Annotated in this window: 16 protein-coding genes; 8 read left to right on the top strand and 8 right to left on the bottom strand. The window is 46.2% G+C overall.

Annotated elements, in window-relative coordinates:
• Window positions 1–80: 80 nt before the first annotated feature.
• From QUB35_RS19160 to hemW, 4 genes are all read right to left on the bottom strand, one after another.
• On the bottom strand, window positions 81–1,646 hold the full coding sequence (locus QUB35_RS19160; protein WP_333143362.1) for an FAD-dependent oxidoreductase: 1,566 nt from the start codon (window positions 1,644–1,646) through the stop codon (window positions 81–83).
• Window positions 1,647–2,039: 393 nt separating this feature from the next.
• Entirely contained in the window at window positions 2,040–2,312 is a 273-nt protein-coding gene (locus QUB35_RS19155; protein ID WP_333057596.1) for a DUF1830 domain-containing protein, read from the bottom strand.
• 155 nt (window positions 2,313–2,467) lie between these two features.
• Window positions 2,468–2,686, bottom strand: coding sequence for a hypothetical protein (locus tag QUB35_RS19150; protein WP_333143361.1), 219 nt, complete (start codon window positions 2,684–2,686; stop codon window positions 2,468–2,470).
• 226 nt (window positions 2,687–2,912) lie between these two features.
• Window positions 2,913–4,256 carry a radical SAM family heme chaperone HemW gene (hemW, locus tag QUB35_RS19145; protein WP_333143360.1) on the bottom strand — a complete coding sequence of 448 codons (1,344 nt, stop codon included), beginning with the start codon at window positions 4,254–4,256 and terminating at the stop codon, window positions 2,913–2,915.
• A 396-nt stretch (window positions 4,257–4,652) separates the two neighbouring features.
• On the opposite strand from hemW, the gene QUB35_RS19140 reads away from it, so the two are divergent.
• Together QUB35_RS19140 and QUB35_RS19135 are read left to right on the top strand one after the other, a co-directional pair.
• Entirely contained in the window at window positions 4,653–5,732 is a 1,080-nt protein-coding gene (locus QUB35_RS19140; protein ID WP_333143359.1) for a PIN/TRAM domain-containing protein, read from the top strand.
• Window positions 5,733–6,113: 381 nt separating this feature from the next.
• Window positions 6,114–7,160, top strand: coding sequence for an NAD(P)-dependent alcohol dehydrogenase (locus tag QUB35_RS19135; RefSeq protein WP_333143358.1), 1,047 nt, complete (start codon window positions 6,114–6,116; stop codon window positions 7,158–7,160).
• Between the two features lie 432 nt (window positions 7,161–7,592).
• Here QUB35_RS19135 and QUB35_RS19130 read toward each other — a convergent pair.
• Both QUB35_RS19130 and QUB35_RS19125 read right to left on the bottom strand, forming a co-directional pair.
• A protein-coding gene (locus QUB35_RS19130; protein WP_333143357.1) for an IS630 family transposase occupies window positions 7,593–8,647 on the bottom strand; the annotation gives its coding sequence in 2 pieces (ribosomal slippage) (window positions 7,593–8,252 and window positions 8,255–8,647; 1,053 coding nt in all).
• A gap of 417 nt (window positions 8,648–9,064) precedes the next feature.
• Window positions 9,065–11,275: a Tex family protein gene (locus QUB35_RS19125; protein ID WP_333143356.1), complete on the bottom strand. Its 2,211-nt coding sequence runs from the start codon at window positions 11,273–11,275 to the stop codon at window positions 9,065–9,067.
• Window positions 11,276–11,437: 162 nt separating this feature from the next.
• On the opposite strand from QUB35_RS19125, the gene QUB35_RS19120 reads away from it, so the two are divergent.
• Complete coding sequence (locus QUB35_RS19120) at window positions 11,438–12,298, top strand: Uma2 family endonuclease (RefSeq protein WP_333143355.1); 861 nt, start codon at window positions 11,438–11,440, stop codon at window positions 12,296–12,298.
• A 178-nt stretch (window positions 12,299–12,476) separates the two neighbouring features.
• Here QUB35_RS19120 and QUB35_RS19115 read toward each other — a convergent pair whose 3' ends face one another.
• The gene (locus QUB35_RS19115) at window positions 12,477–13,454 is read right to left on the bottom strand and encodes a class II fructose-bisphosphate aldolase (RefSeq protein ID WP_333143354.1); all 978 of its coding nucleotides are present in this window, start codon (window positions 13,452–13,454) and stop codon (window positions 12,477–12,479) included.
• Window positions 13,455–13,658: 204 nt separating this feature from the next.
• Window positions 13,659–14,480: a phosphoadenylyl-sulfate reductase gene (locus tag QUB35_RS19110; RefSeq protein WP_333143353.1), complete on the bottom strand. Its 822-nt coding sequence runs from the start codon at window positions 14,478–14,480 to the stop codon at window positions 13,659–13,661.
• A gap of 121 nt (window positions 14,481–14,601) precedes the next feature.
• Between QUB35_RS19110 and QUB35_RS19105 the strand changes: the two genes are divergently transcribed.
• The 5 genes from QUB35_RS19105 to QUB35_RS19085 all read left to right on the top strand — a co-directional run bounded on the left by QUB35_RS19105 (window position 14,602) and on the right by QUB35_RS19085 (window position 22,765).
• On the top strand, window positions 14,602–14,844 hold the full coding sequence (locus tag QUB35_RS19105; RefSeq protein WP_333143352.1) for a hypothetical protein: 243 nt from the start codon (window positions 14,602–14,604) through the stop codon (window positions 14,842–14,844).
• A gap of 726 nt (window positions 14,845–15,570) precedes the next feature.
• Window positions 15,571–15,711: a hypothetical protein gene (locus QUB35_RS19100; protein WP_333143351.1), complete on the top strand. Its 141-nt coding sequence runs from the start codon at window positions 15,571–15,573 to the stop codon at window positions 15,709–15,711.
• Between the two features lie 44 nt (window positions 15,712–15,755).
• Window positions 15,756–16,121, top strand: coding sequence for a response regulator (locus tag QUB35_RS19095; protein WP_333143350.1), 366 nt, complete (start codon window positions 15,756–15,758; stop codon window positions 16,119–16,121).
• Window positions 16,122–16,378: 257 nt separating this feature from the next.
• Window positions 16,379–16,882 (top strand): chemotaxis protein CheW, encoded by a 504-nt coding sequence (locus QUB35_RS19090; protein ID WP_333143349.1) that lies wholly within the window; start codon window positions 16,379–16,381, stop codon window positions 16,880–16,882.
• A gap of 90 nt (window positions 16,883–16,972) precedes the next feature.
• Window positions 16,973–22,765 (top strand): PAS domain S-box protein, encoded by a 5,793-nt coding sequence (locus tag QUB35_RS19085; protein ID WP_333143348.1) that lies wholly within the window; start codon window positions 16,973–16,975, stop codon window positions 22,763–22,765.
• Window positions 22,766–23,112: the final 347 nt, after the last annotated feature.

The following is a 23,112-nucleotide window of genomic DNA, read 5'->3' as shown; positions in this document are numbered from 1 at the left end:
ATTATATTGTGTTGTGGAACAGGCATCTTGCCTGTTCAGATATTAGCCACGGGCAAGATGCCCGTGCCACAATTAATCAGTTAATAATCGCCTCCAGCGCCATATTGCCACGCTTCAACTAATCGGTGAAAATAGTATTGCTGTTCCGGTGCTAAATTTTTCACCTGCGGTTCTACGGCTTTTCCCAAAGGCTGCAATCCCGTATAAATTCCTAAATTTACATAATGAACCATCCAATCTAGCAAATTAGCTATTCCAACCTGCGGGATAATTTTCATAACTAATCCGGGATGGCTAATTGCTGTTTTAAACAGGGTTTGGGACAAAGCCGGAAACAGCACGATATCTTGAAGAAACGGTTTGAGTACCGGTTCTCCCAAGTCTTCCATTACCTGAAAGACGGCCGCCAAAAGTTGATTGATTTGATTGGGGTCTATTTTTTGATTTATCGCAGCACTCATCGAACGCTGAAACAACCAGGTGACAGATAGATTTGGCTGGTAGGGTTGCAAAAGTGCGAGGGATTTTTTGCTGAGACTGTCGCTTGTCAAAGCTTCGTCAATTCCTAGAGTCAAGCGTTTGAGGTGGCGCACCATTGCCCCGAAACCGCCAAAGCTGAGGGGAGATTGGCTACCGCTGCTGTCTCCGACTGGGAGTATGCGATCCCAAGGCGTTTTTAGAGGACTTTGACGATAGCAGGGGAAGAATCCATAGAGTGCTCTTTGGAATTTTAACTGTTCGAGTTCGACGTTTTGATATTGGGGAAGCAAGCGCAAATAGTCTTCAAATAATGTTTCTAAACTGAATCTTTCTGTGTCGGCGTCTATGTAGGTAAATAAGTAGGTGGTGCGGCCGTCTCTGGCTGGAAATGCTTCCCAAAAATATTGGCACTGATTTTGCATTGGGGTGAAGGATGCAAATATGTCGCCCGTGTCGTTTTTGGGGTATCCTTGAGCGCAACTGCCGACTACTAAACATACGGCGTCGGGTTTTTTCCCTTGTCTTGCTTGGCGGACAATGGGCGAAAAATGTCCCATTGCGTCTAATAATAATCTGGTTTTAAATAAATTTGTAGCAGGTTGCGTATCGGTATTTGCAGATTCTACCAAGACTCCATCCGGGTGAATGGTTGCTGTTTTAAATGGTGTATTTTCAAATAGCTTTCCTCCAGCTTGGAGAAATCGCTGTTTCAAGGTTTCTAGGAGGTAAACTGGGTCTATTCCGATGTTGAGTACGTCGCGCACCCAAATGTCTGGGGTGTTGGCAAAGCTGATGCGGGCTGGGTTGTATTCGGTGGCGATCGCCTTTTCTATCTCTTCAACAGATAGCAAATTTAGTTCTAAGAATGCGTCTAATTCTTTGCGAGAAATGTTCCATTCTTGATCGCGGCCTCGCAGGGTGCCGCGTTCTATCAAGGCTACTCGCCAACCCCGCACGGCTAAGGCTGTACCGATTAATATTCCTAGGGTTCCGCCGCCGATAACTATGTCGAAGTCGAGGGTTTCCAGGGGTTGTTGGCTGTGTTTGACTGCTTGGGGTGTTGGTGCGGTGTTTTGTTTGAGGTTTTCCCAGAGTCGATCGACTTTTCTCAGGCCTCCGAGGGCGTCTCCTGGGAGTTGGGAGAGGATTTGTTCGGTGAGGGACATCGGGTTTTAGTATTAAACAGTGGTGGATTTTTTATAATTTAACTTAGATTAACATTTGCGACAGTTTCAGGGCTGACGCATGGGGTGGCGAGAATCCCGGTTTATACTAAGAGGTTGCACCATTGTCAATAAGCTTTTTAGGAACAGGCAAGATGCCTGTTCCACAAGAAAATCTACTCTTTGTGGAACAGGCATCTTGCCTGTTCTTGAGAATGGTGCAAGATGTGAGTTTCTACGAATTTTGGGCTTAGTAACGATAAATATACGAATCAACCGGGTTTCTGATGTCACAAGTGCGATCGCAAACGGAGTTTTTATAATCATACAGAGAAACCCGGTTTCTGAAAAAAAACCGGGTTTCTACCTCTCGTTGGTAAGTCTGGGGAATTATCTTCAATCAGCCGTGCTTAATTCTTCAACTCGCAGCCGATCGCACAAAATTCGCTCGCACACTATACCACCCGTATCCGCACTCCTGCAAACTTCTAACTGAGCTTCCGGCAGCGCTTCAAACAAAAAACGTTCCCCCGGAAACACCGTCCGCTCAAAATACCAATTAGGAATATTTGTAATGCGAGCGATTTGCACTTTGCTAGTATTATTTAGATACCAACACAAAATGCGCGTATGACCTTCGGAAATTACCTGATTTAGTGTCAAATTCATCTTTTTAACTTGTTTGTGCAATGGTGCGAGCGAGTGGCGAAAGGCCTAAGCTTATTATAGCATATTCCCAGTTAAAACAGAATTTTTTATACATTTTTTTTACATTCTTTGGGTTAATTAATAAATTTCTCCGGGGAAACATCAGCGCCTTCCCCCTATTCCCAAGAAGGTGCAAAAGCCGGCATTGCTAAAGTGCAAGATTTCCATCCTCCCCTAACAGGTGCATTCAACAATTGACAGTGACCGACTGAACCTCTTGCCTGTTGGTAGTGACCGCAAAAATTACACTTGGAAGCCGGATTGCAACCGCGCTCGCTAATTACAAGGCAGGGCTGGTTTTGGGTTTGGTGGCGATCGATAGTTATAGTGTTCATTAAATTACTTTTTAAATGTTCAGTCTTAAGTATGACGGCTGAAGTGCAGTCGTGGCCTCTATCTGAAGGCTTAGTTCGCCTTAAGTTTTGTTGAGGGATCGATAGAAAATATATTATTTTTGACAGTATAAAGCGAGGGAGCAATTTAATTTGCTTCCGATCGCATTGGCGGCCCCGGCTTTAGGGCCGATCGCGCTTGCCGGGGGGTATACTTCCTCAGACAGAGCTAATTATTTTCGCCTAACTGGCTGAACAAATCGGCTAAAATTGTATTAGAAAATAAAAAACCTTCCGGATCGCTCAACCTCAAATTGCCCGCAAGCGGCAGTTTCGCGGCATCGCCTAAAGTTGCGCTCGCCCTATCCGCAGTTATAATTTCCACCCATCCTTGTCGCCAGTAGGGCTGCAAACAACGCCAAATTTTATCAACCGTTTGCTGACTAAACTTTTCAGTCAGCGCCGACAGGCTAACTCCTTCTGCTAAACGCAAACCTAGCATCAGCGTTTCTAACAAAACGTCATTTTCTGAGACTTGAAAATTTTGCTCAATTGCTGGGTAAATATCCTGCTGGGTTTCCCCCCCAATTTGAGGAGTTGCTGGGGAATTGAGGCCAGAGATCGATCGCACCCACTGATAATATTCTTGAGTTTTGCGCGGCCTTGTCAACCTCCGGCCTTCCACGTAACTCGCCGCCCCCATTCCCAAACCATAATAAGGGCGATTTTCCCAATAAACGCGGTTGTGGCGGCACTGATAGCCATCGCGAGCGTAATTAGAAATTTCGTAATGTTCGTAGCCAGCACCGGTCAGAATTTCCCGCGCTAAACGGTACATTCCAGCAGCGGTTTCATCTGCTGGTAGTGGCTGCGCGCCTGCTTCAAAGTAGCGCCCGAAAGCAGTTCCCTGCTCAACAATTAAGTCGTAACTCGACAGGTGAGTCGGGGAAATTTCCACCGCTGATTTCAGGGAAGCTTCCCACTGTTCTAAAGTTTGGTGCGGCAGTCCCGAAATTAGGTCTAAACTGAAATTGACAATACCAGCCGATCGCACTATTTCCACTGCTTCAAAAATATCAGCGACAGAGTGCGATCGCCCGCAAGCTTGCAGCAATTCATCCTGAAAAGCTTGCACTCCCAAACTAACTCGATTTACTCCCGCCGCTGCATATCCCCGCAACTGTTCTAAAGTAAACGTACCCGGATCTATTTCTATAGAAATTTCCGCCCCAGCATCAATCCCAAATTTGCCGTCGAGAGTCTCTAAAATATTGCTCAACTGACTGACAGAAAGCAGCGAAGGCGTGCCGCCACCAAAAAAAACTGTTTTCAGAGATGCGCCTAAATTTTTAGTTTCTTGAATTTCTTGACACAGTACAGCAACGTATTGCACGATTGTGCCGGAATTTTCGCCATTTTTGCGATCGCCCACCACAAAAACCGGAAAATCGCAGTAGTAACAGCGGCGGCGACAAAAAGGTATGTGCAGGTAAGCCGAACTAGGAATCCCGGAATTTGCCGCTTGCACACTTTTTTTTAATTCAAATGTTAAATAATCTGTGGGAGGGTTCATTACATCTCAAGCCGAAAGCGCAACTTCAAATCTAAAGTTTTAATTAAACAATCATGAATAATTATGTATATTATGACATTTTCTTACCAAAAAAGCGCTGCGAATGATGGCGTCCCGCCCCGCAAGCTACGGCTCTTTTAATTTAACCTCGTACCGGTTTTGATCGGCCACCATTCCCGGACATCCCGCAGGGCGGTCTATTCGCACCTCGTGCCTGCTTGCGGTGGGGCGTGGTAAATTCCGAGCGACTCCCTGGCACATCCCCCAAAGGGTACAACCGCGAAATATAAGTTTATGAAAATCCCTCAGTAAATATGGCGATATCCGACCAAAGCATGAAAACAAGTATCAGCACTGCAAAGATATAATGGGAATAAATTCCTTAACCTAGAACTAATGCTAGACGCAATCATAATAATCTCATTCGTAATCGCAGGCGGAGGCATTGGCTATTACGGAGTCGAACTCCTGCCGACCGAGCTGCTGGAGCAAGTTACAAATATACAAGGTTTAAGTTCTGTACTAGGTTCGTTTGGAGCATTAATCGGCTTCGTGATGGGATTAGTGGCTCAAACAACCTATCGGCGCCTGGAAAAACAAGTCCGCGATATGCCAGTGGAGATGTTGCTGACGCGGGCGATCGGCTTAATCATCGGACTGCTAGTAGCAAACTTAATGCTGGCTCCGCTATTCCTACTGCCAATTCCGCGCGAGTTCGGCTTCATCAAACCTCTAGTCGCAGTCTTGGGTAGCGTCATGTTCGGCTTCACAGGCGTCAGTTTGACCGACACCCACGGCCGCGCTTTCTTGCGGCTGATCAACCCCAAAAGCTTTGACACGGTGTTGGTAGCCGAAGGTACTTTCAAACCAGCAACTGCCAAAGTTGTCGATACTAGCTGCATTATTGACGGCCGAATTGAAAACTTGCTAGAAACAGGTTTCCTCGAAGGTCAAATTATCGTGCCGCAATTCGTGCTCCAAGAACTGCAACTGGTAGCTGATTCCGCCAACGATCAAAAGCGAGTGCGCGGACGCCGCGGCTTAGATGTACTCAACCGCATCAAAGAAACATATCCAGAACGGATTCAAATTCACTCGGCTGACTACGAAGATATTGCCACAGTCGATGCGAAATTAGTCCGCTTCGCTTTGGATATTGACGGCATTTTGCTCACCAACGATTACAACTTATCAAAAGTAGCTACCGTCCAAAAACTGCCGGTTTTGAATATCAACGATTTGACTCATGCGGTGCGCCCGACTTATTTGCCGGGAGATACGATCGAACTAAAAATCCGCAAAGAAGGCAAAGAACCCTCTCAGGGAATCGGTTACTTGGATGACGGCACAATGGTTGTCGTGGAAGCAGGAAGCAGCTATGTCGGCGGCGAAGCCAGAGTCGTAGTCACCAGCGCCCTGCAAACCAGCGCCGGCCGCATGATTTTCGCCCGTCCTCAAGAATCCGTTATTGTTTAAAACAGAGTAACAATGGCCAGGGCAATCAGAATCAAATATTGCGATCGTTGTTCCCAATCTGCCCCGACTCTCTACCGCGCCCGGTATGACGAGTCGGGGCAGTGGTTTTTTTTGTGTCTTAAATGTTGGGAATCGGTAAGTATAGCAACCGCCCCGGCGGTTAGGACGTAGCGCCCTTTCATCACTCTCTGATAAATTGGCGATTTTTCGAGGATACAGCCCATGAAGATTCAAGGTTTCACCCCAAAGTGACAAAAGAGGGATATAAGCCGAATGGCAGTCACAAATAGGGGAGCAAGGAGACACGCAGAAAGAAAAGCGTTTTATTGGTGTTCCATAGTATCATCTTCTTAAAAATTGTGTAAGAAATTTATGAGAAAGATGAAAGCCGCTGTTTTTGTAGAAAAAGGGCGAATCGAGATTCAAGAAAAACCAATTCCTGAGATTGGACCGACTGATGCACTGATGAAAATCACCACGACGACAATCTGTGGCACAGATGTTCATATACTCAAAGGTGAAGTACCTGTCCAGCCTGGACGGACACTAGGACATGAACCAATTGGCGTCATTGCAGAACTCGGCTCAGGAGTTCACGGCTATGAAATAGGACAGCGTATTCTTGTTGGTGCTATAACTCCTTGTGGTCAGTGCAATTTCTGTCTTGACGGCTACCAAGCGCAGTGCGGCGGTAAGCCAATGGGTGGTTGGCGCTTCGGCAATACCATTGATGGTTCTCAGGCGGAATATATGCTAGTGCCGAACGCAATGGCAAATTTGACTCCCATACCTGACGAATTAACCGACGAACAGGTGCTCATGTGTCCCGATGTTATGAGTACGGGTTTCAGTGGTGCCGAAAGCGGAAATATCAAGATTGGTGATACAGTCGCCATATTTGCCCAAGGACCAATTGGTATGAGCGCAACTGTCGGTGCCAGACTCAGAGGTGCTTCCAAAATCATTGCCGTGAGCAGCAATCCAGCACGCCTGGAAATGTCCCAAATGCTTGGCTCCGACATTGTTTTAAACTATAAAGAGTGCAATCCAGTCGAAGCGATCCTGGATTTGACTGATGGTCGTGGTGTAGATGTAGCGATTGAAGCACTCGGTATTCAGGAAACCTTTGAAGCCTGTTTGCGTGTGGTTAAACCAGGCGGAATTGTATCGAGTCTAGGAGTCTATTCTGGAAAACTTGCCATTCCTGTAGATGCCTTTGCCGCCGGTATTGGAGATAAGAAAATTGTTACCACCCTCTGCCCTGGTGGAAAAGAACGTATGCGACGGCTGATAAATGTCATACAGTCCGCTCGTGCCGACCTGAGACCTATGATCACACACAGGTTTAAGCTAGATCAAATAAAAGAAGCGTATGAATTATTCGGCAATCAACGAGATGGTGTGATAAAAGTTGCCATAAACCCATAAATCCATGATTGAACGGCACTAAGTTAAGCGCGATCGCGCTTACAGAATATCCTGGCGTGCTGCTGCTAACCCATCACCGGATTTGAGAATACTTTTCCATCCCAACATACTCTGAGCCTCGTGATTTTCTTTGTAGCTGAACCTATTTTGAGCAATGCTATGACTGAACGACCAGTCGCATCTTTGAGTCTCACTCATTTGAGGGACAAGAAATCTTGGGTTATTTGTATAGCAACCGCCTAGGCGGCGCCGGACCGAACTTTCATATCTGCCATGTAAGGCATACAACCACTTCCCCGAAGATGGTTTCTCAAAATTACAGATACGTTCCCCATAATAATGACATGAGGTTTGCTTTCCCCTGCTTTTGCATAGATTTCACCTTGCCTGTAAGTAGGTCGGCGGGAAAATCCATAAGTATGTAACAAAATATTAAGTCGGGTGACTGGACTTGAATTTAATACGTTGTGTAGGGTAATCTCCTCTTTTTCCTCTAACTTCTACTCCATGAATTACGGCGTAGGCGAGTTCTAATTCATCCTCAAACATTTGTCCGGCTAATTCATCTTCTTTAATGTGTTGCCACTCTAATTCAATTGGGTTCATTTCGGAACAATATTTAGGCAAGAAAAAAATATATAAACCCTGAGCTTCCCACTTTGACCACAACTGTTTAACCTCCTGACATCGGTGTATTGGACCGTTGTCTTGTACAATAATTCTAATCCGTTTCATTTGGGCCGCTTCTTCTGCTTCTTTCTCCATCATCTGAATATAAGCTTTTCGATCAACACCTCCAATTACCAAACCATAGACAAAGCTACTTAAAGGTTCAAAAAGCCCCACAATACTTAATCTACGACCTCGATTTTTAGTTTGCTGTATCCGTTTTTGTTGACCTTTTTTGTAATATGTATAACTTGGTTTACTCCACGCACAAAATCCTGATTCATCTAAATATTTTAAGTCGATTTCTCCGGCTGCCGCTGCTAATTCCAGCATATCTAGGTCTGATTGCTTTATTTCTCGTTGTTTGGGGTCTTGTTTTCCTTTATGACTTGGACTAGCTCTTTTCCAAATGATTCCTTTTTTTTTAGTACCCGTCTTAGTCGGTCGGGACTTAATTTAATAGAGCGCTCTTTTTCTAATTTATCAGCTAATTGAAAACTGTTATATGTACGTGGTTCTTTTTTTAAGCATTCTTCCAAAAACTCTATATCTTCTTCTTTCCATTTGGCTTTTACCCCTCGACCTGGTTTTTCCCAAAGGCTTTCTATACCAAATTCTTCCCATTTATGTAAGACTGCTCTCACTGTTTGTAAAGCCCAGTTAAAGTGAGTAGCTATTTTCTCAACATACCAGCCATTTGCGTTTAACCTGATTACTTCTGCTCGATCTTTGACTTTCTGTGGTACTTTCGCCGTTCTCAGACTAAATAGGGTTTTGTCTTGCTTTTGAGTCAGAAATACTCTTAATCGAGCGCCCATATATTAATTATCTCACTAAAGCTATACCTTTCTTTATGTATCTTAACATAGTTTTGTTTTTTTTCGCCGACCTACTTACTCGTGTTTGATGGGGCGGACTTTCTCGGCTTCTAAATAGTCTTCGGGGGAGATATAGGTGTCGCTTTTACTTGCAACCATATAATTTTGAGGTTGGTGATACCAATTTTTTATGAGGCCCCGTAGAATCTGATCCCCCCTAGCCAAGGGCGGGCACGGGGGCACCGCCCCTACAAAGGGGGGGACAAGATTCTTCTCAAAGTCCCCTTCTTAAGGGGGATTTAGGGGGATCGAGATATGTGCAACTTCACATTAAATTGGTATGAGGATTAAACAATTATAGCCGTAGCACGGGCGAGGGCGGGACGCCATCGCCCTTTTTCACCTTTCCCCAAAGTTTTAACGTCGGCGCGGGGCCGGAAGCCTCGCACTATTGCCATTTTGCGGTTGCGGTTTTTCTTGCAGCTTCATTGTCAAACTAACCCGCTTTAACTTCTCATTCACCTCCAAAACCCGCACTTTCACAACTTGTCCGACTTTAACAATCTGTTTCGGATCTTCCACGAATCGATCGGCTAATTGAGAAACATGAACCAAACCATCTTGGTGCACTCCCACATCAACAAAGGCTCCAAAGTTAGCTACATTCGTGATTATGCCTTCTAATTCCATCCCAACTTGTAAGTCGGAGATTTCTTTGATTCCTGCTTGGAAAGTGGCATATTTAAACTCGGCTCGCGGGTCTCTTCCCGGTTTTTCTAGTTCGGAAATAATGTCTCTGAGTGTTGGTTCTCCGACTTTTTCGGTGACATATTTCTTGATGTTTACAGTCTTGATTTTTTCCGAGATTTGTGTTATTCCTGTCAGCGGCAAGTCTAAATCCTTGGCGATCGCCTGCACTACAGGATAACTTTCTGGATGAACTGCTGTATTGTCCAGGGGGTTTTCGCCGCCGCGAATGCGGAGAAATCCGGCTGCTTGTTCAAAAGCTTTTGGGCCGAGTTTGGGAACTTTCAGGAGTTGGCGACGATTTTTAAATGCGCCGTTTTCGTTGCGGTAATTAACGATATTTTTGGCAACTGTTGCCGTCATTCCTGACACAAATGTCAGCAATTCTTTGGAGGCTGTGTTTAAGTCAACTCCGACATAGTTAACGCAGCTTTCGACTGTTTCGTCGAGTTTCTTTTTGAGCAGTTTTTGGTCAACATCGTGCTGGTATTGACCGACTCCTATTGATTTCGGGTCGATTTTCACGAGTTCGGCGAGGGGGTCTTGCAAGCGCCGTCCGATGCTGACTGCGCCGCGGACGGTGATGTCCAGATCTGGAAATTCGGCGATCGCCACCTCGCTTGCGGAATAAATCGATGCACCGGATTCATTCACCATGACTTTAATCGGTTTCCTGTCCATTTGGGCCAAAACTTCCGAAACAAATTCGTCTGTTTCGCGGGAAGCTGTACCGTTGCCGATCGCGATTAATTCAATTTTATATTTTTCAATTAAATGCTTGACAATTTTACCAGCTTGTTGTCGCTGAGCGGCCGCTTGGTGGGGGAAAATTGCTTGATATTCTAAAAATTGCCCGGTTTCATCGAGGGCGGAAACTTTGCACCCTGTGCGAAATCCCGGATCGATCGCCAATGTGGGTTTCATTCCCGCCGGTGCCGACAGCAGCAACTCGCGGAGGTTGGTTTCAAAAGTGGCGATCGACTCGATATCAGCGACGGCTTTGTTGTGCGATCGCACTTCCGTGATTAACGAAGTCTTCATCAGTCGGTTGAAGGCATCCTTCAAAGTCGATCGATAAAACTCTTTAACTTCCGGTATCCTAGTTCTAATTTCCTGACCTTCCAAATAAGCCATCACTGCGGATTCATCAAAAGCTAGTTCCAAATCTAAAACCCCTTCTGTTTCCCCGCGAAACAGCGCTAACATATTGTGCGACTGAACGCTTCTCGCTGCCACTTGATAATTGCGGTACATTTCAAATTTAGTGCTTCCTTCCGGGAAATCCTCTTTAATTTTCGAGACAAAAACTCCTGTTTTCATCAAAAACTCTCGTAAATAAGCCCGCAATTCTGCTTTTTCCGAAACCGCTTCGGCCAAAATATCCGCAGCACCTTTGAGAGCTTCTTCTGCTGTTTTCACTCCCTTTTCTTCCGAAATGTATTTAGCTGCTTCCGCCTCAAAGTCTGCTGGTTTAGCCGTCGGTAAGTTCAGAGACTTGATAAATTCTGCCAACGGTTCCAAACCTTTTTCCCTAGCAATTGTCGCTCGCGTCCGCCGCTTCGGTTTGTAAGGCAGATAAAGGTCTTCTAGTTCGTTTTTTTGCAAACACGATTCGATTTTGGCTTGCAGTTCTTCAGTGAGTTTCCCCTGAGAGCTAATCGTCTCTAAAATCGACTTTTTGCGTTCTTCAATTTCCGTCAGATAGGTGAAGCGATCGGAGATATCCCGCAACTGAATTTCATTCAGCAAATCCGTGCGTTCTTTGCGGTAGCGGGCAATAAACGGAATAGTGGCTCCCTCGGCGAAAAGTTCCAGAGCATTATTGACTTGAGACAGATTAATGGAAAGTTCTTGAGCAATCAGTTGAGGAATGTCGATCATAGTGCAGAATTTCGGATCAGTCGATTTGAGATTTGAGAGGTGAGATTGACTTCACAAAAGACAGGAAGAAAAATTTGAAATAAACGTTTTACAGGGTGTTGGCGCTCGTCCTGCAAGTATTAAAATGATGTTAGCATAAATGCAGTCATTTCTCAATATTATATGTTGCCTTTTAAATATCCTGTGCCGCAAACCGATCCGCCGCGATCGCCCAGAGAAACGCTGCCGACGATGTACGATTTACCCAGCGAAGACCCGGAGGAACCTGGTTTGCCTGACGAATTTCACGATTTACAGCCGCAGTTGTTGAGCCTGACGTTTCGGCCTCGGAATTATCCGGCTTCTGAGATATTTAGCGGCACCGACATGAACCTTTATTATGACGTGCATCACACTTTGTGGCACAAGCGGCCGGATTGGTTTGGAGTTGTGGGAGTTCCCCGACTTTACGATCGCTCTGAACTGCGGATGAGTTATGTTACTTGGCAGGAAGGTGTGAATCCTTTTGTAATTGTAGAACTGCTTTCGCCGGGAACAGAAAAAGAAGATTTAGGCGACAATACCGATGAAGAAAAGTTGCCACCTCAGTCGGGAAACGCTGCGGGTAACGGGCAAGTTTTGGATCGGGAGACGAAGGAGGAACCGCCTAGAAAATGGGAGGTTTACGAGCAAATTTTGCGGGTTCCTATTTATGCCGTTTTCAGTCGCTATACTAACAAATTGCGAGTGTTTGAATTGAAGGGCGGACACTATCAAGAATTAGAATTGCCGGAGTCGCGAGTGTGGATTCCTGACCTAAGTTTGGGGTTGGGTTTGTGGCAAGGAGAGTTTCAGGGAATCGATCGACTGTGGTTGCGCTGGTATGATGTTGATGGCAATTGGATTCTCACTGAAGCGGAACAGCAACGGCAGCGGGCCGAGTCAGCGGAATCTAGGGCTCAACAAGCCGAAGCTCAATTGCAGTCTTTAATTCTGCGGCTGCGGGAATCTGGCATCGATCCCGATCGATTTTTAAATGGTTAGAGAGGACTGAAGTCCTGACTAATAGTATGTCCGGTTGATTACCCCTAATACGGTAGGGGCGGGTTCACGAAAAATATCTACCAATAATTGACAATCTCAAAAACCCGCCATTTTAATCGCGGTCACTGGATCGGACATGATATAAAAACTGGTTCGCAGTCAGGACTGTAGTTTGTTTTTACTTCAACATAAGACTCAAGGCCTCACTACGCACAGGCTTTAAGATTTGATCGCAACTTGATTGCTTGCGGCTTGTTTGTTGGTTGCTGCTACTCTTTGCGGTCAAGTCATCCCTGTAGGGAGAATGATGCAAATAAGCTTGACCGACAGAACCGAAAAGTTGCAGTTTGTCAGAAATGACCCATCGCATGGCATCGATAGCTTTTTCCATTATTTCCAACAAATCTGGATGTGGCTCAGAAATGCTACTTTTTAACACGTCCATATAAGCTTCGCGAACTTCCGTATTCACATTAAATTTAGATACTCCGAGTTTAATACATTGATGAATCATTGACTCCGGCAAACCGCTAGCACCGTGCATCACTAACGGCACTGAAACAGCAGCCCGGATTTTTGCCAGACGCGGAAAATCGAGTTTCGGTTCGCTCAAATATTTGCCGTGAACGTTACCAATTGTTACGGCTAAAAAATCCACCTTAGTTTCTTTGATAAACTCTACTGCTGCTACGGGATCGGTCATCCTTGCGGCTTTCTCCTCGCTTGTCAAACCTTCTTCCCTGCCACTCATTCTGCCGATTTCTGCTTCAACTGCCGCACCGTTAGCGTGGGCTAATTTAGTCATTTCCCGGCTAAATATTAAGTTTTGTTCGTATGGCAAAAAAGAACCGTCTGCCATAATTGATTTGATACCGGCGGCTAGGGCGAGGTGAATGTCTTTTTCTGAGGGGCCGTGATCTAAGTGTACTGCGATCGGCATTAAAGATTTGCCGGCCGCTTTGATGCACAGCGCGACTAAAGGCGATTGTCCGTATTGGAGGGCGCTGGGGTGAATTTGCAGTATAGCAGGACTGTGCAGCGCTTCGGCCGCATTGATCACGGCTTTTACTCCTTCGAGGTTGTAGACGTTAAAAGCGCCGATCGCATAACCATTTCTCAAGGCCGTGTTCAGCAATTCGCTAGTTGACGCGAGCATATAGTACCTACTTTAAAAACTTTTCTGAATGTCGATCATTCTATCAAAGTTCTAGGGCAAGCTCAGCTTAATTTGTGTTTATTTTAATTGCGAATTCTTCGGCGACGATTTATGTGAAGTGCATTTATTCTTGGGTAAGGTGCGCCTAGCGCACCCTACTATTTGTTTGGTGAGCCTAGCGCACCTTACTCCTTGAGTGATTTACTATGTTTGTGCGTTACCAGCGTGCAAACCGCATTCTTTTACGGTCGCTTCTTCCCACCACCAGCGACCTTCGCGTTCGTGTTGGTTCGGCAATACCGGCTTTGTACAAGGTTCACAACCAATACTTACAAAACCGCGTTCGTGCAACTTGTTGTAAGGCACATCCAAAGCGCGAATGTATTCCCAAACCTCTGCCGAAGACCAGTTTGCTAACGGGTTGAATTTAATTAATTCATGGTCAGGAGTTGAGAATGCAGTGTCAACTTCAATGACCGGAATACCGTTGCGGGTACTGGGACTTTGGTCTTTCCGCTGACCAGTGATCCAAGCATCGAGAGTATTCAGTTTGCGGCGCAGCGGCTTGACTTTCCGCACGCCACAGCATTCTTTGTGACCGTCTTGATAAAAACTAAACAATCCCTTTTCTTCAACTAGGGCTTGTACTTCTGCTGCATCGGGAAACATTACTTCTAATTTAATGCCGTAATGTTTTCTGACTTGATCCAAAAACTGATAGGTTTCTGAGTGCAGTCGTCCGGTGTCTAGGGTAAAAACGCGGAAATTTTTGGTAATTTTTGAGGCAATATCGATCAGAACTACATCTTCTGCACCGCTGAAAGAAATTGAGATGTTGTCAAAATTTTCTAGGGCAAATTTGAGAATTTCTCGCGGTGTTTTTTGACTGTATTCTGCTTCTAGGGCGGCAATGTTGAGATTTCTTTGGATGGCAACCATATTTTCGGGTCTGAGCGTGTTCTTTTCCTCTAGCCCTTTATTATAGCCGATCGCCGTCTCTCCCTCACCGACTAATTTGACAATCAAGCAATTTCGTCCGGGGCCACCGGATTCATCCGTGAAGCCAGAAAAAAGCTCCGACTGCTCATCACCAGCCCCCGGATTTATCAGTGGGAGCGCTTTCTTCTATTCTAAAATCTAAAATCGATTGACCGCATCTTGCAGCAGTCTTTGCGGCTGGGTTCACAATCAAGCTCAAGGATGGCGATTGCCTGCTGGTAGCAGTTTTGGTGAACCCAACACTCCTCTACTGGCTAAAATGGGACTGTCGCGCGGCCCATTGATATCAAATCTGTTAGCATCGGAATTATTCCTATCTCTATTCTTTTCATCGGCGTTAATCTGCATCAATCTCTTGTCATCTGCGGTGAAAAAATTATCTTTTTTTTGACCGCAGATACAGGCAGATTAACACAAATTAACGCTGATGAATTAGATTGTTGACTGTTGACGGTATTTTACTATTTCGATGCTAGCTGAATTGATATTGATTTGCAATTAATTATAAGATCCACACAAGAAGATTCATTAAATGTCATTGGAAAATCAGTCAAGTTTAACTGGTTTAATTAATACAGTAATAGCGATTACTAAGGATCGTGGATTAAATAACTTCCGTAGGTTGAGCCCGTGGAACCAACCCTCCGTTTCACTCCGCCCAACGCCACGCTTGATTGTTGGGTTTCGTTCCTCAACCCAACCTACAAAAAATGCAAGTTATTTAATTCTCATTCCTAAGCGATAGCGTGCTGTATCTGGCCTAAAAACAACCTTTTTTTTCCAGACTAGCACCGCTGGAGCTGGTTTTTAATTGCGCTTTATGGCGTTAGCTAAATAATTTATATAGCACAATTTAGGCAATACATCAAAGTTAATTATTGAAATTAAAGCTAAACAAAAGTATAAAAACCAGCTTTTTTTCGCATATGTCTTTATATCCCCCCTCCTAAATTATTGGTAAATTTCTTACTCCCTTCCCTTGCTAAGGGGAGGGTTGGGGTGGGGTTAAAATTTACGACTCCTGCAAGGATTGCTATACTAAGAGCAGTTGGTTTCAAAACAGCGAATTACCAAGAATCAATTACTAATTGCCGATTAATTTATTCAGAGCGATTCCGTGACCAAAGTAAATTTTTATCGCTTTTTATCGCTGACAGCTAACCTTGAGCCATACGATCGGCTATATTGTATTTGGAAGTACATTAATTTGTCGGGAAAGCGGTCTAGTCTCATCGCCGCCGATCGCGTCAGCTTCTGAATAAACATAGTCCGCTGTCAATAACAGCAAGGAAGTGTGGAATCATGTCCAAAATTTTAGTAGTGGACGACGTAAAGAGCGAACTAGAAATAATCTGCCGCATTCTTCAAGATGCCGGATTGGAGGTGCTCCGGGCTGGCGACGGCGAAGAGGCGATCGCCCTGATCCGCAAAACCCCTCCGGCTTTGGTCGTTTTAGATGTAGTGATGCCGCGAATGAATGGGTTTGAAGTGATCAGAGAATTGCGGGGCGATCGGGCAACTGCAAAATTGCCCGTAGTATTTTGTACTCATAAAAACACCGAGATCGATAAAGCTTGGGGAACTGATTTAGGGGCCGACGCTTACGTCAGCAAACCGTTTGAACCTCAGCAACTCGTCCACATAGTGCAGCGCTTGCTTTCAGCGTAAACTGAATATAAAGCGATCGACCACTTCCCAACAAACATTATACCGACAAACCCCGTTATTTTTAATAAACTGGGTTTTGGAATCCCATAAAAGTTTATCTTTAATGATAGAAACCTGCTTATTTGCCGCAGCCCAGATTTATTTAACGGAAACTTTTGAGGCACCCAAACTGATGCTGAAAAACTCGATCGGCGATCGGCTTTAGGGTCAAAGCAAAACTCTAATTTGTAAGGTACACTAGAAACTAAAAATAAGCCATGAAAATAACGGCTCCCCCCGCTGGGGGGCATCAGACAAGTGCAACAAAGCAATTTCTCCTGTTCGGTCAAGGAGGCAGTCTGTTCGGCATAGAATTAGAGGCAGTGCGGGAAGTCCTTTCCCTCAAGGAACAACCGATTTCCCTGGTTCCCAACACCCAGCCATTTTTGCTGGGATTAACCAACTTGCGGGGCGAAATCTTAGCAGCAGCAGACTTCGGACTGTTTGTCGGTATTGAGTCGGTTGACACCTACCACCCAAACAGCCGCATCTTAGTGGTAGAAGCGCCCGATCCACGAGACGTGAGATTGTTGTCGAAAATGCGCCTCGGATTAGCCGTCTCCCGCGTCGAAGGAGTTTTACCTCTCAATCCCGATCGCATTGTCTCAGCACTAGATGTCAGTCCCGACCTAGCTCCATTCTTAAAAGGTTTGTACAATTCCGAAGGACGCTTGCTAATGATTGTCGATGTAGAAGCGATCGCCCATTCCGAACGCTGGTAAAAATCAACAATACAGATAAGTCTGCAACGGCTTTGCATCAATAATATTAACTAACGATCGCCCGCATCCTATTTGCCCATCCTTAATTTTATGATCGAAATTCTCTATACCTGGATCGCAACGACTTTCACCCTGACATTGCCTGACTTGTCCTCATCGGTGGTAGCTGGGGCTGCTAATGTCATCATTTCTGGGTGTTACTTTTCCATCGCCTGGCTAATCAGCTTAGCTTTGTGGCGAAACCGTCAATTCGGGTTCGACATCTTCGCCACAGTCACAGCCTGCATATTTTGGACCTGCGCTTTGGGCCATAGCGGCCACGCAGCCGAATACCTAGGACTGCCACACTCTCCGGTGGCGCAAACAGTGTCGGATTGGATAACTGTAATTGCGGCGATCGCTTTTTTGAGTTTGTCCAACCGCTACACCTTCTTAGTAGGTTCCACCCAAATCCTTAACTCTAAAAAAGAAACAGAACAAGCACTGAGCGAAACTACCCAGCGATTTCACGCAATCTTCGACCAAGCTTTTCAAGCGATCGCATTATTGGAGCCCGACGGTACTCTGATCGAAGCAAATCAGACAGCGCTAGAATTGGGCGATTTCCAAGCATCAGAAGTCCTGGGGCTGAAATTTTGGCTGACACCAGGGTGGGCATCATCTCCAACCAACCAGCAGCGCCTAAAAACGAACATTCAACAAGTCTCGGCCGGCAAGTTTGTCCGGGAAGAATACGAAATCACCGGCTTCAACAACCAGGTGACAGTAATTGACGTGTCGTTTAAGCCGCTGTTAAATGAAACAGGAGAAGTATTTCAAATCCTCGCCGAAGGCCGCGACATTACCCAGCGCAAACAGACAGAATCCGCATTGCAGCAGCTAACGGCAGAACTAGAGCAGCGAGTGAATGAAAGAACCGAGCAGCTCCTGCAAACTAACGCACAATTGGAACAGGAAATTCGCGATCGCACCGCTGTACAAGAGCAATTAAAAGCCTCAGAACAATTCTTAAACAACATCCTCAATAGCATCCCAGACCCGATTTACGTCAAAGACCAACAGCACCGCTGGATAATATTAAACAATGCCTTTTGTGAATACATAAATCACAGCAGAGAAGAACTAATTGGCAAATCCTACGACCTGTTTTTGTCCAAACAGGAAGCACAGACATATCGAGAAAAAGACGAATTAGTTTTCGTGACAAATACCAGCACCGAAGTCCAAAAAACCATCACAGACCGAGCAGGAAACACCCGCTTTCTCTCCGCCAAAAAATGTACCTTTGTAGATGCCGAGGGCAGGAAATTTCTCGTTTGCGCGATTAGAGATATCACCAATCGCGTGGAAATGGAAGAACAACTGCGACAGACACTGGCCGAAATAGAAAGTTCCCAAAACTTGCTGCGAACAGTCATTGACGCTACGCCAGACTGCATTTTTGTCAAAGATCGAAACTTGCGCTACACCCTAGTCAATGCAGGTTTCGCCGCCGCCTTCGGCAAAACTCAAGCAGAAATTATCGGCAAAGACGACGCAGAAATCGGCATATCGGTCGATCGAATCTTCGCCAACTTCCAGGCCGAAACCGATTCCCAGAACCAAATCCAAAACTTCCGGGCCGGCAACCACCTCGCGCCGGCCTCCAACGACTTAGCCACCTTAGCCGACGGCAAAGTACACACCTTCGACACCCAGAAATTGCCCCTCCAAGATGCAGAAGGCAACATTTTAGGAATCCTCTGCTTCGCGCGCGACATCACACAGCGTCGCAAATCGGAACAAGAACTATTGCGGTTCAAAGCAATTTTAGAAACCACAACAGACTGGGTAGGCATAGCCGACTCCCAACAGCGCGCCATTTATCTCAACCGCGCAGCCAGAGAAATGTTGGGAGTTGGCTCTGACGCAGATTTAACCGGAATCCGCATTTCTGACCTGACATCCCCCAAAAGTATCGACACTATTGTGAACGTCGGTATCCCCGCAGCTTGCCGGGACGGGGCGTGGAGTGGCGAGACAGTTTGGCAGAGTTTAGACGGCGAAGAAATACCAGTTTCTCAAGTAATTGTTGCCCACAAATCCGAGAATTCAGAAGTTGAATTTGTCTCAACGATCGCCCGCAACATTACAGAACGCAAGCGCGTAGAACAAGCCTTGCAGCAGAACTTGCAAATGCTCGACCTCGCCAGCGACGCCTTGATCGTTCGGGATATGGACGGCACGATTAATTATTGGAGTCAGGGAGCCGAACGGATGTACGGCTGGACAAAAAAGGCAGCCTTGGGGAAAGTCAGCCATACTCTATTACACACCATTTTTCCCCAGCCTTTAGCAGCTATTTCGGCACAGTTAGAAGAGCAGGATTATTGGGAAGGAGAATTAATTCATACCACCAATTTTGAGACCAAGATCACCGTATTCAGTCGCTGGAATTTGCAGCGAGATGAACAGGGAAAACCGAAAGCAATTTTAGAAACTAACAACGACATCACGGATCGCAAGCAAGCCGAAATCGAAAAGCAAAGATTGATTTCGCTCGTAGAAAGCAGCTCGGATTTTATCGGCACTGCCACCTTGGAGGGAGAGGCAACATACCTGAATGTCGCGGGAATGAAACTAGCAGGATTGCCAAATATTGAAGAAGTCAAAAGCAAAAGTATGTATGACTTCTTCTCAGTAGAAGATGGTAAGATTTTCAAAGAAGAAATCGTGCCGGCTACTGTGCGAGACGGTTTTTGGCAGGGTGAATTCCGCTTGAGGAACTTTCAAACCGGCGAAGACTTTCCGGTTGACTTCACCCTATTTACAGTCAAACACCCAGAAACCGATGAGCCTATGGGGTTCGCAACAGTTACTCGCGACATCAGCGATCGCAAACGCGCAGAAGAGATGGTGCGCGATCGCGAAAGACTGTTCCGAGCCATTTTTGACCAATCGTTCCAATTAGTGGGGCTGCTCAAACCAGACGGAACCGTTTTGGAAGTCAACCAAACAGCCCTCGCCGTCGCCGGAATGGAGCGCGAAGACTTCGTAGGCACGCAGTTTGTAGATAATTTGTGGTGGCAAATTTCTCCAGAAGCCAAGCAAAAAGTGCAAGCAGCGCTCACAAAAGCTGCCGCCGGCGAGGTAGTCCGCTACGAAGCCGACGTGCTCGTTGCTGGGGGTGCTGTGATAACTGTGGACTTCTCCCTCAAGCCGATCGTAGACGACAGCGGCAAAGTCGTGCTGCTAATTCCCGAAGGCCGCGACATCAGCGATCGCAAAGCCCTAGAACGAGAATTAGTTTTGCGTCAAAGTCGCTTTGACGCATTTTTCGCAGCCGCCCCGGCCTCAATGTTTATTTTTGACGAGCAGTTGCGCTTCGTGCAAGTTAACGAGAAATTAGCGGAAACCACCGGCGTCTCAGTTGCCGAACACCTCGGCAAGACTGTGAGGGAAGTTATACCCGAAATGCTCGATACCCTACAGCCGATGCTGCAGAAGATTCTCGCCACCAACCAACCGTTTTTAAACGTTGAGGTGTCGGGTTCAATCTTCAACGAACCGGGCGTCATGCGAGATTGGCTGGCGTCATATTTTCCTTTGCCCGGATCTGACGGCAAACCCATCGGTATCGGGGCTGTGGCGATCGAAATTACCGATCGCAAAAAAGCAGAACTAGAGCGCGATCGATTTTTCACCCTGTCTCTCGACTTGCTTTGTATTGCAGATTTTCAAGGCAAATTCAAGCGCGTCAATCCCGCTTGGGTAAAAAGCCTCGGCTACACCCTAGAAGAACTGGAAGGCCAACCTTTTCTCAATTTCGTCCATCCAGACGATCGCGAACAAACAGTAGGCGAAACCGGCAAATTATCCAGCGGCCTCGAAACAATCGCTTTTGAAAATCGCTACCGCTGCAAAGACGGTTCCTACAAGTGGCTGTCGTGGAAAGCGCGACCTGAAGCCGAACAAAAGTTCATATATGCAGTGGCTCGCGACGTTACCGAGAGCAAACAGGCGATGGTGCAACTGGAAAAAACAACAGCCCAATTAGCCCGTTCCGAAGACCAATTTCGGCAGCAAACCAATCTCTTGCAACTGCTAATAAATAGCATTGGCGATGGCATAATTGCTGCGGACGAAAATAACAATTTTGTGTTGTTCAACCCCGCCGCCCAAGATATCTTTGGCACGGGTTCGACAGATACTCTTCCCGACGAATGGTCAACAAGATACGGTTTATTCTTGCCCGATACGGTAACTCCCTATCCCCCAGCCGAAATACCTTTAGCGCGCGCAGTTCGAGGAGAAGCCTGTGACGAAGTAGAGCTTTTCACCCGCCACCGAGGGAAGCCAGAAGGCCTGTGGGTGAAAATTAACGGCCGGCCGCTCAAAGACGAAACGGGGGCGCTTAAAGGCGGCGTAGTCGTTTGCCGCAACGTCACCGAACAAAGAGCATCCCAGCAGCAAATGCAGCAGTTGGCCGAGGCACAGGAACGCTTGCTGCAAGAACTTAAAACCCGGCAAAATGCTCTCGACGAATCGGCGATTGTCAGCGAGACCGATCTCCAAGGCATCATTACCTACGTCAACGACGGATTCATTGAAATCTCCGGTTACAGCATGGGAGAACTCCTGCACCGCAACCACCGCCTCGTCAATTCCGGCTACCATCCCAAATCATTTTTTGAAGAAATGTGGGTGACACTTTCTCGCGGTTTGGTGTGGAAAGGGGAAATCAAAAACCGACGCAAAGATGGCTCGTTTTACTGGGTAGATTCGACGATCTCCCCCATTTTTGATACCAGCGGCAAAATAGTCAAATATATCGCCATTCGCTTTGACATCACCGAGCGCAAAGAGGCAGAAGAACGACTAGAAAAATTGGCAGCAGAACGTAAAGCTGAAGCTGATTCTCTGACGCAGCAAGTCCTTAAATTGTTGGGAGAAATTAAAGGCGCGGCTCAAGGCGACTTGACAGTCAGGGCGGAAGTGACTAACGATGTTTTAGGTGCTGTCGCCGACTCTTTCAACTTCTTAATCGGTTCTCTGCGGAAAGTGGTAACGGGAATTCAAACTTTAGCCGAACAGGTAACATCTGCCACCGACGAGTCAATTAACAATACCAGTCAACTCACCCAACAGGCAGAAATTCAAGCAGCAAAAATATCTGCCATCATGCGCGAAATCGAGCGGATTGTGAATTCGATCCGCGACGTGCGAGATGTTTCGGTGCGCGCCGAAACAGTGGCTCAGCAGTCTTCTCAAACGGCTGAAGTCGGCGGTATGGCAGTCGATCGAGCTGTCGAAGGTATTAACGGGCTCCGGTTGACGATCGCCTCTACCTCGAAAATGATGAAGCGTTTGGGCGAATCTTCGCAGCAAATTGGCAAAATTGTAACTTCGATTTCTCAACTTGCTTCGCAAACTAATTTATTAGCTCTGAATGCTACTATTGAGGCGGCGCGAGCCGGCGAACAAGGTTTAGGCTTTGCTGTTGTTGCCGAAGAAGTGCGGAAATTAGCAGAAAGATCCGCCGGCGCTACTGAGGAAATCTCGGAAATTGTCGGTACAATTCAAGAAGAAATCAGCCGCGTGATGAAGGCAATGGAATCCGGGACGCTGGAGGTAGTGGAAGGCACTAAGCTGGCAAGCGAAGCTAAAACTCACCTCAATGCCATCATCGAAGTTAGTCGAGAAATGAATGCTTTGGTACAGAATATTACTAGCGCATCTGCCAAGCAAACTGTTTCGGCTGAGGGAATTGCTAACAGTATGCAGCAAGTCAACGAGATTGCGAATACTACCGCACAAAAAGGTGCGGATGTCAAAGCATCTTTGGACGAGTTGTCTGGTTCTCTGGGCCAATTGCAAAAGTCGGTGGCGAATTTCCGTTCGTAATTTTAGAACCCCGACTTATTGAAGAAGTCGGGGTTCTGGGTATTGTGGCAGTGTGCGATGAATGGTAAGATGGATGAGTATTTGAAATACTTTTAGGTTGGGGCTATAGTGTTTGAGATTGAGTTTACAGACCAAGCGATTGAGGATTTGCAGTGGTTTAACTACCAGCCGGGAAGTCCCGGGCGTATATTTAGAGGGGATTAATCTGAGCGCTGCGCGAAGTACCCCGTTGGGAATTACCTAGCATGATGAAAGGCTCGTCGGGTGTAGGTACCCAAAGCGACAATTAGACATTGCGAGTACCTTTAACTTTGATGTACTTCCTAGATATTAAAACAAAAGAAATG

Source organism: Microcoleus sp. B13-B6, assembly GCF_036705405.1.
Lineage (GTDB): Bacteria > Cyanobacteriota > Cyanobacteriia > Cyanobacteriales > Microcoleaceae > Microcoleus.
Note: the sequence above shows the minus strand (reverse complement) of the source record. Positions and strands in the feature narration are given on the sequence as shown.

Coding starts and splice junctions, on each gene's coding strand:
- QUB35_RS19160 (WP_333143362.1), bottom strand. CDS start 1,646: ATGTCCCTCACCGAACAAATCCTCTCCCAACTCCCAGGAGACGCCCTC.
- QUB35_RS19155 (WP_333057596.1), bottom strand. CDS start 2,312: ATGAATTTGACACTAAATCAGGTAATTTCCGAAGGTCATACGCGCATT.
- QUB35_RS19150 (WP_333143361.1), bottom strand. CDS start 2,686: ATGAACACTATAACTATCGATCGCCACCAAACCCAAAACCAGCCCTGC.
- hemW (WP_333143360.1), bottom strand. CDS start 4,256: ATGAACCCTCCCACAGATTATTTAACATTTGAATTAAAAAAAAGTGTG.
- QUB35_RS19140 (WP_333143359.1), top strand. CDS start 4,653: ATGCTAGACGCAATCATAATAATCTCATTCGTAATCGCAGGCGGAGGC.
- QUB35_RS19135 (WP_333143358.1), top strand. CDS start 6,114: ATGAAAGCCGCTGTTTTTGTAGAAAAAGGGCGAATCGAGATTCAAGAA.
- QUB35_RS19125 (WP_333143356.1), bottom strand. CDS start 11,275: ATGATCGACATTCCTCAACTGATTGCTCAAGAACTTTCCATTAATCTG.
- QUB35_RS19120 (WP_333143355.1), top strand. CDS start 11,438: ATGTTGCCTTTTAAATATCCTGTGCCGCAAACCGATCCGCCGCGATCG.
- QUB35_RS19115 (WP_333143354.1), bottom strand. CDS start 13,454: ATGCTCGCGTCAACTAGCGAATTGCTGAACACGGCCTTGAGAAATGGT.
- QUB35_RS19095 (WP_333143350.1), top strand. CDS start 15,756: ATGTCCAAAATTTTAGTAGTGGACGACGTAAAGAGCGAACTAGAAATA.
- QUB35_RS19090 (WP_333143349.1), top strand. CDS start 16,379: ATGAAAATAACGGCTCCCCCCGCTGGGGGGCATCAGACAAGTGCAACA.
- QUB35_RS19085 (WP_333143348.1), top strand. CDS start 16,973: ATGATCGAAATTCTCTATACCTGGATCGCAACGACTTTCACCCTGACA.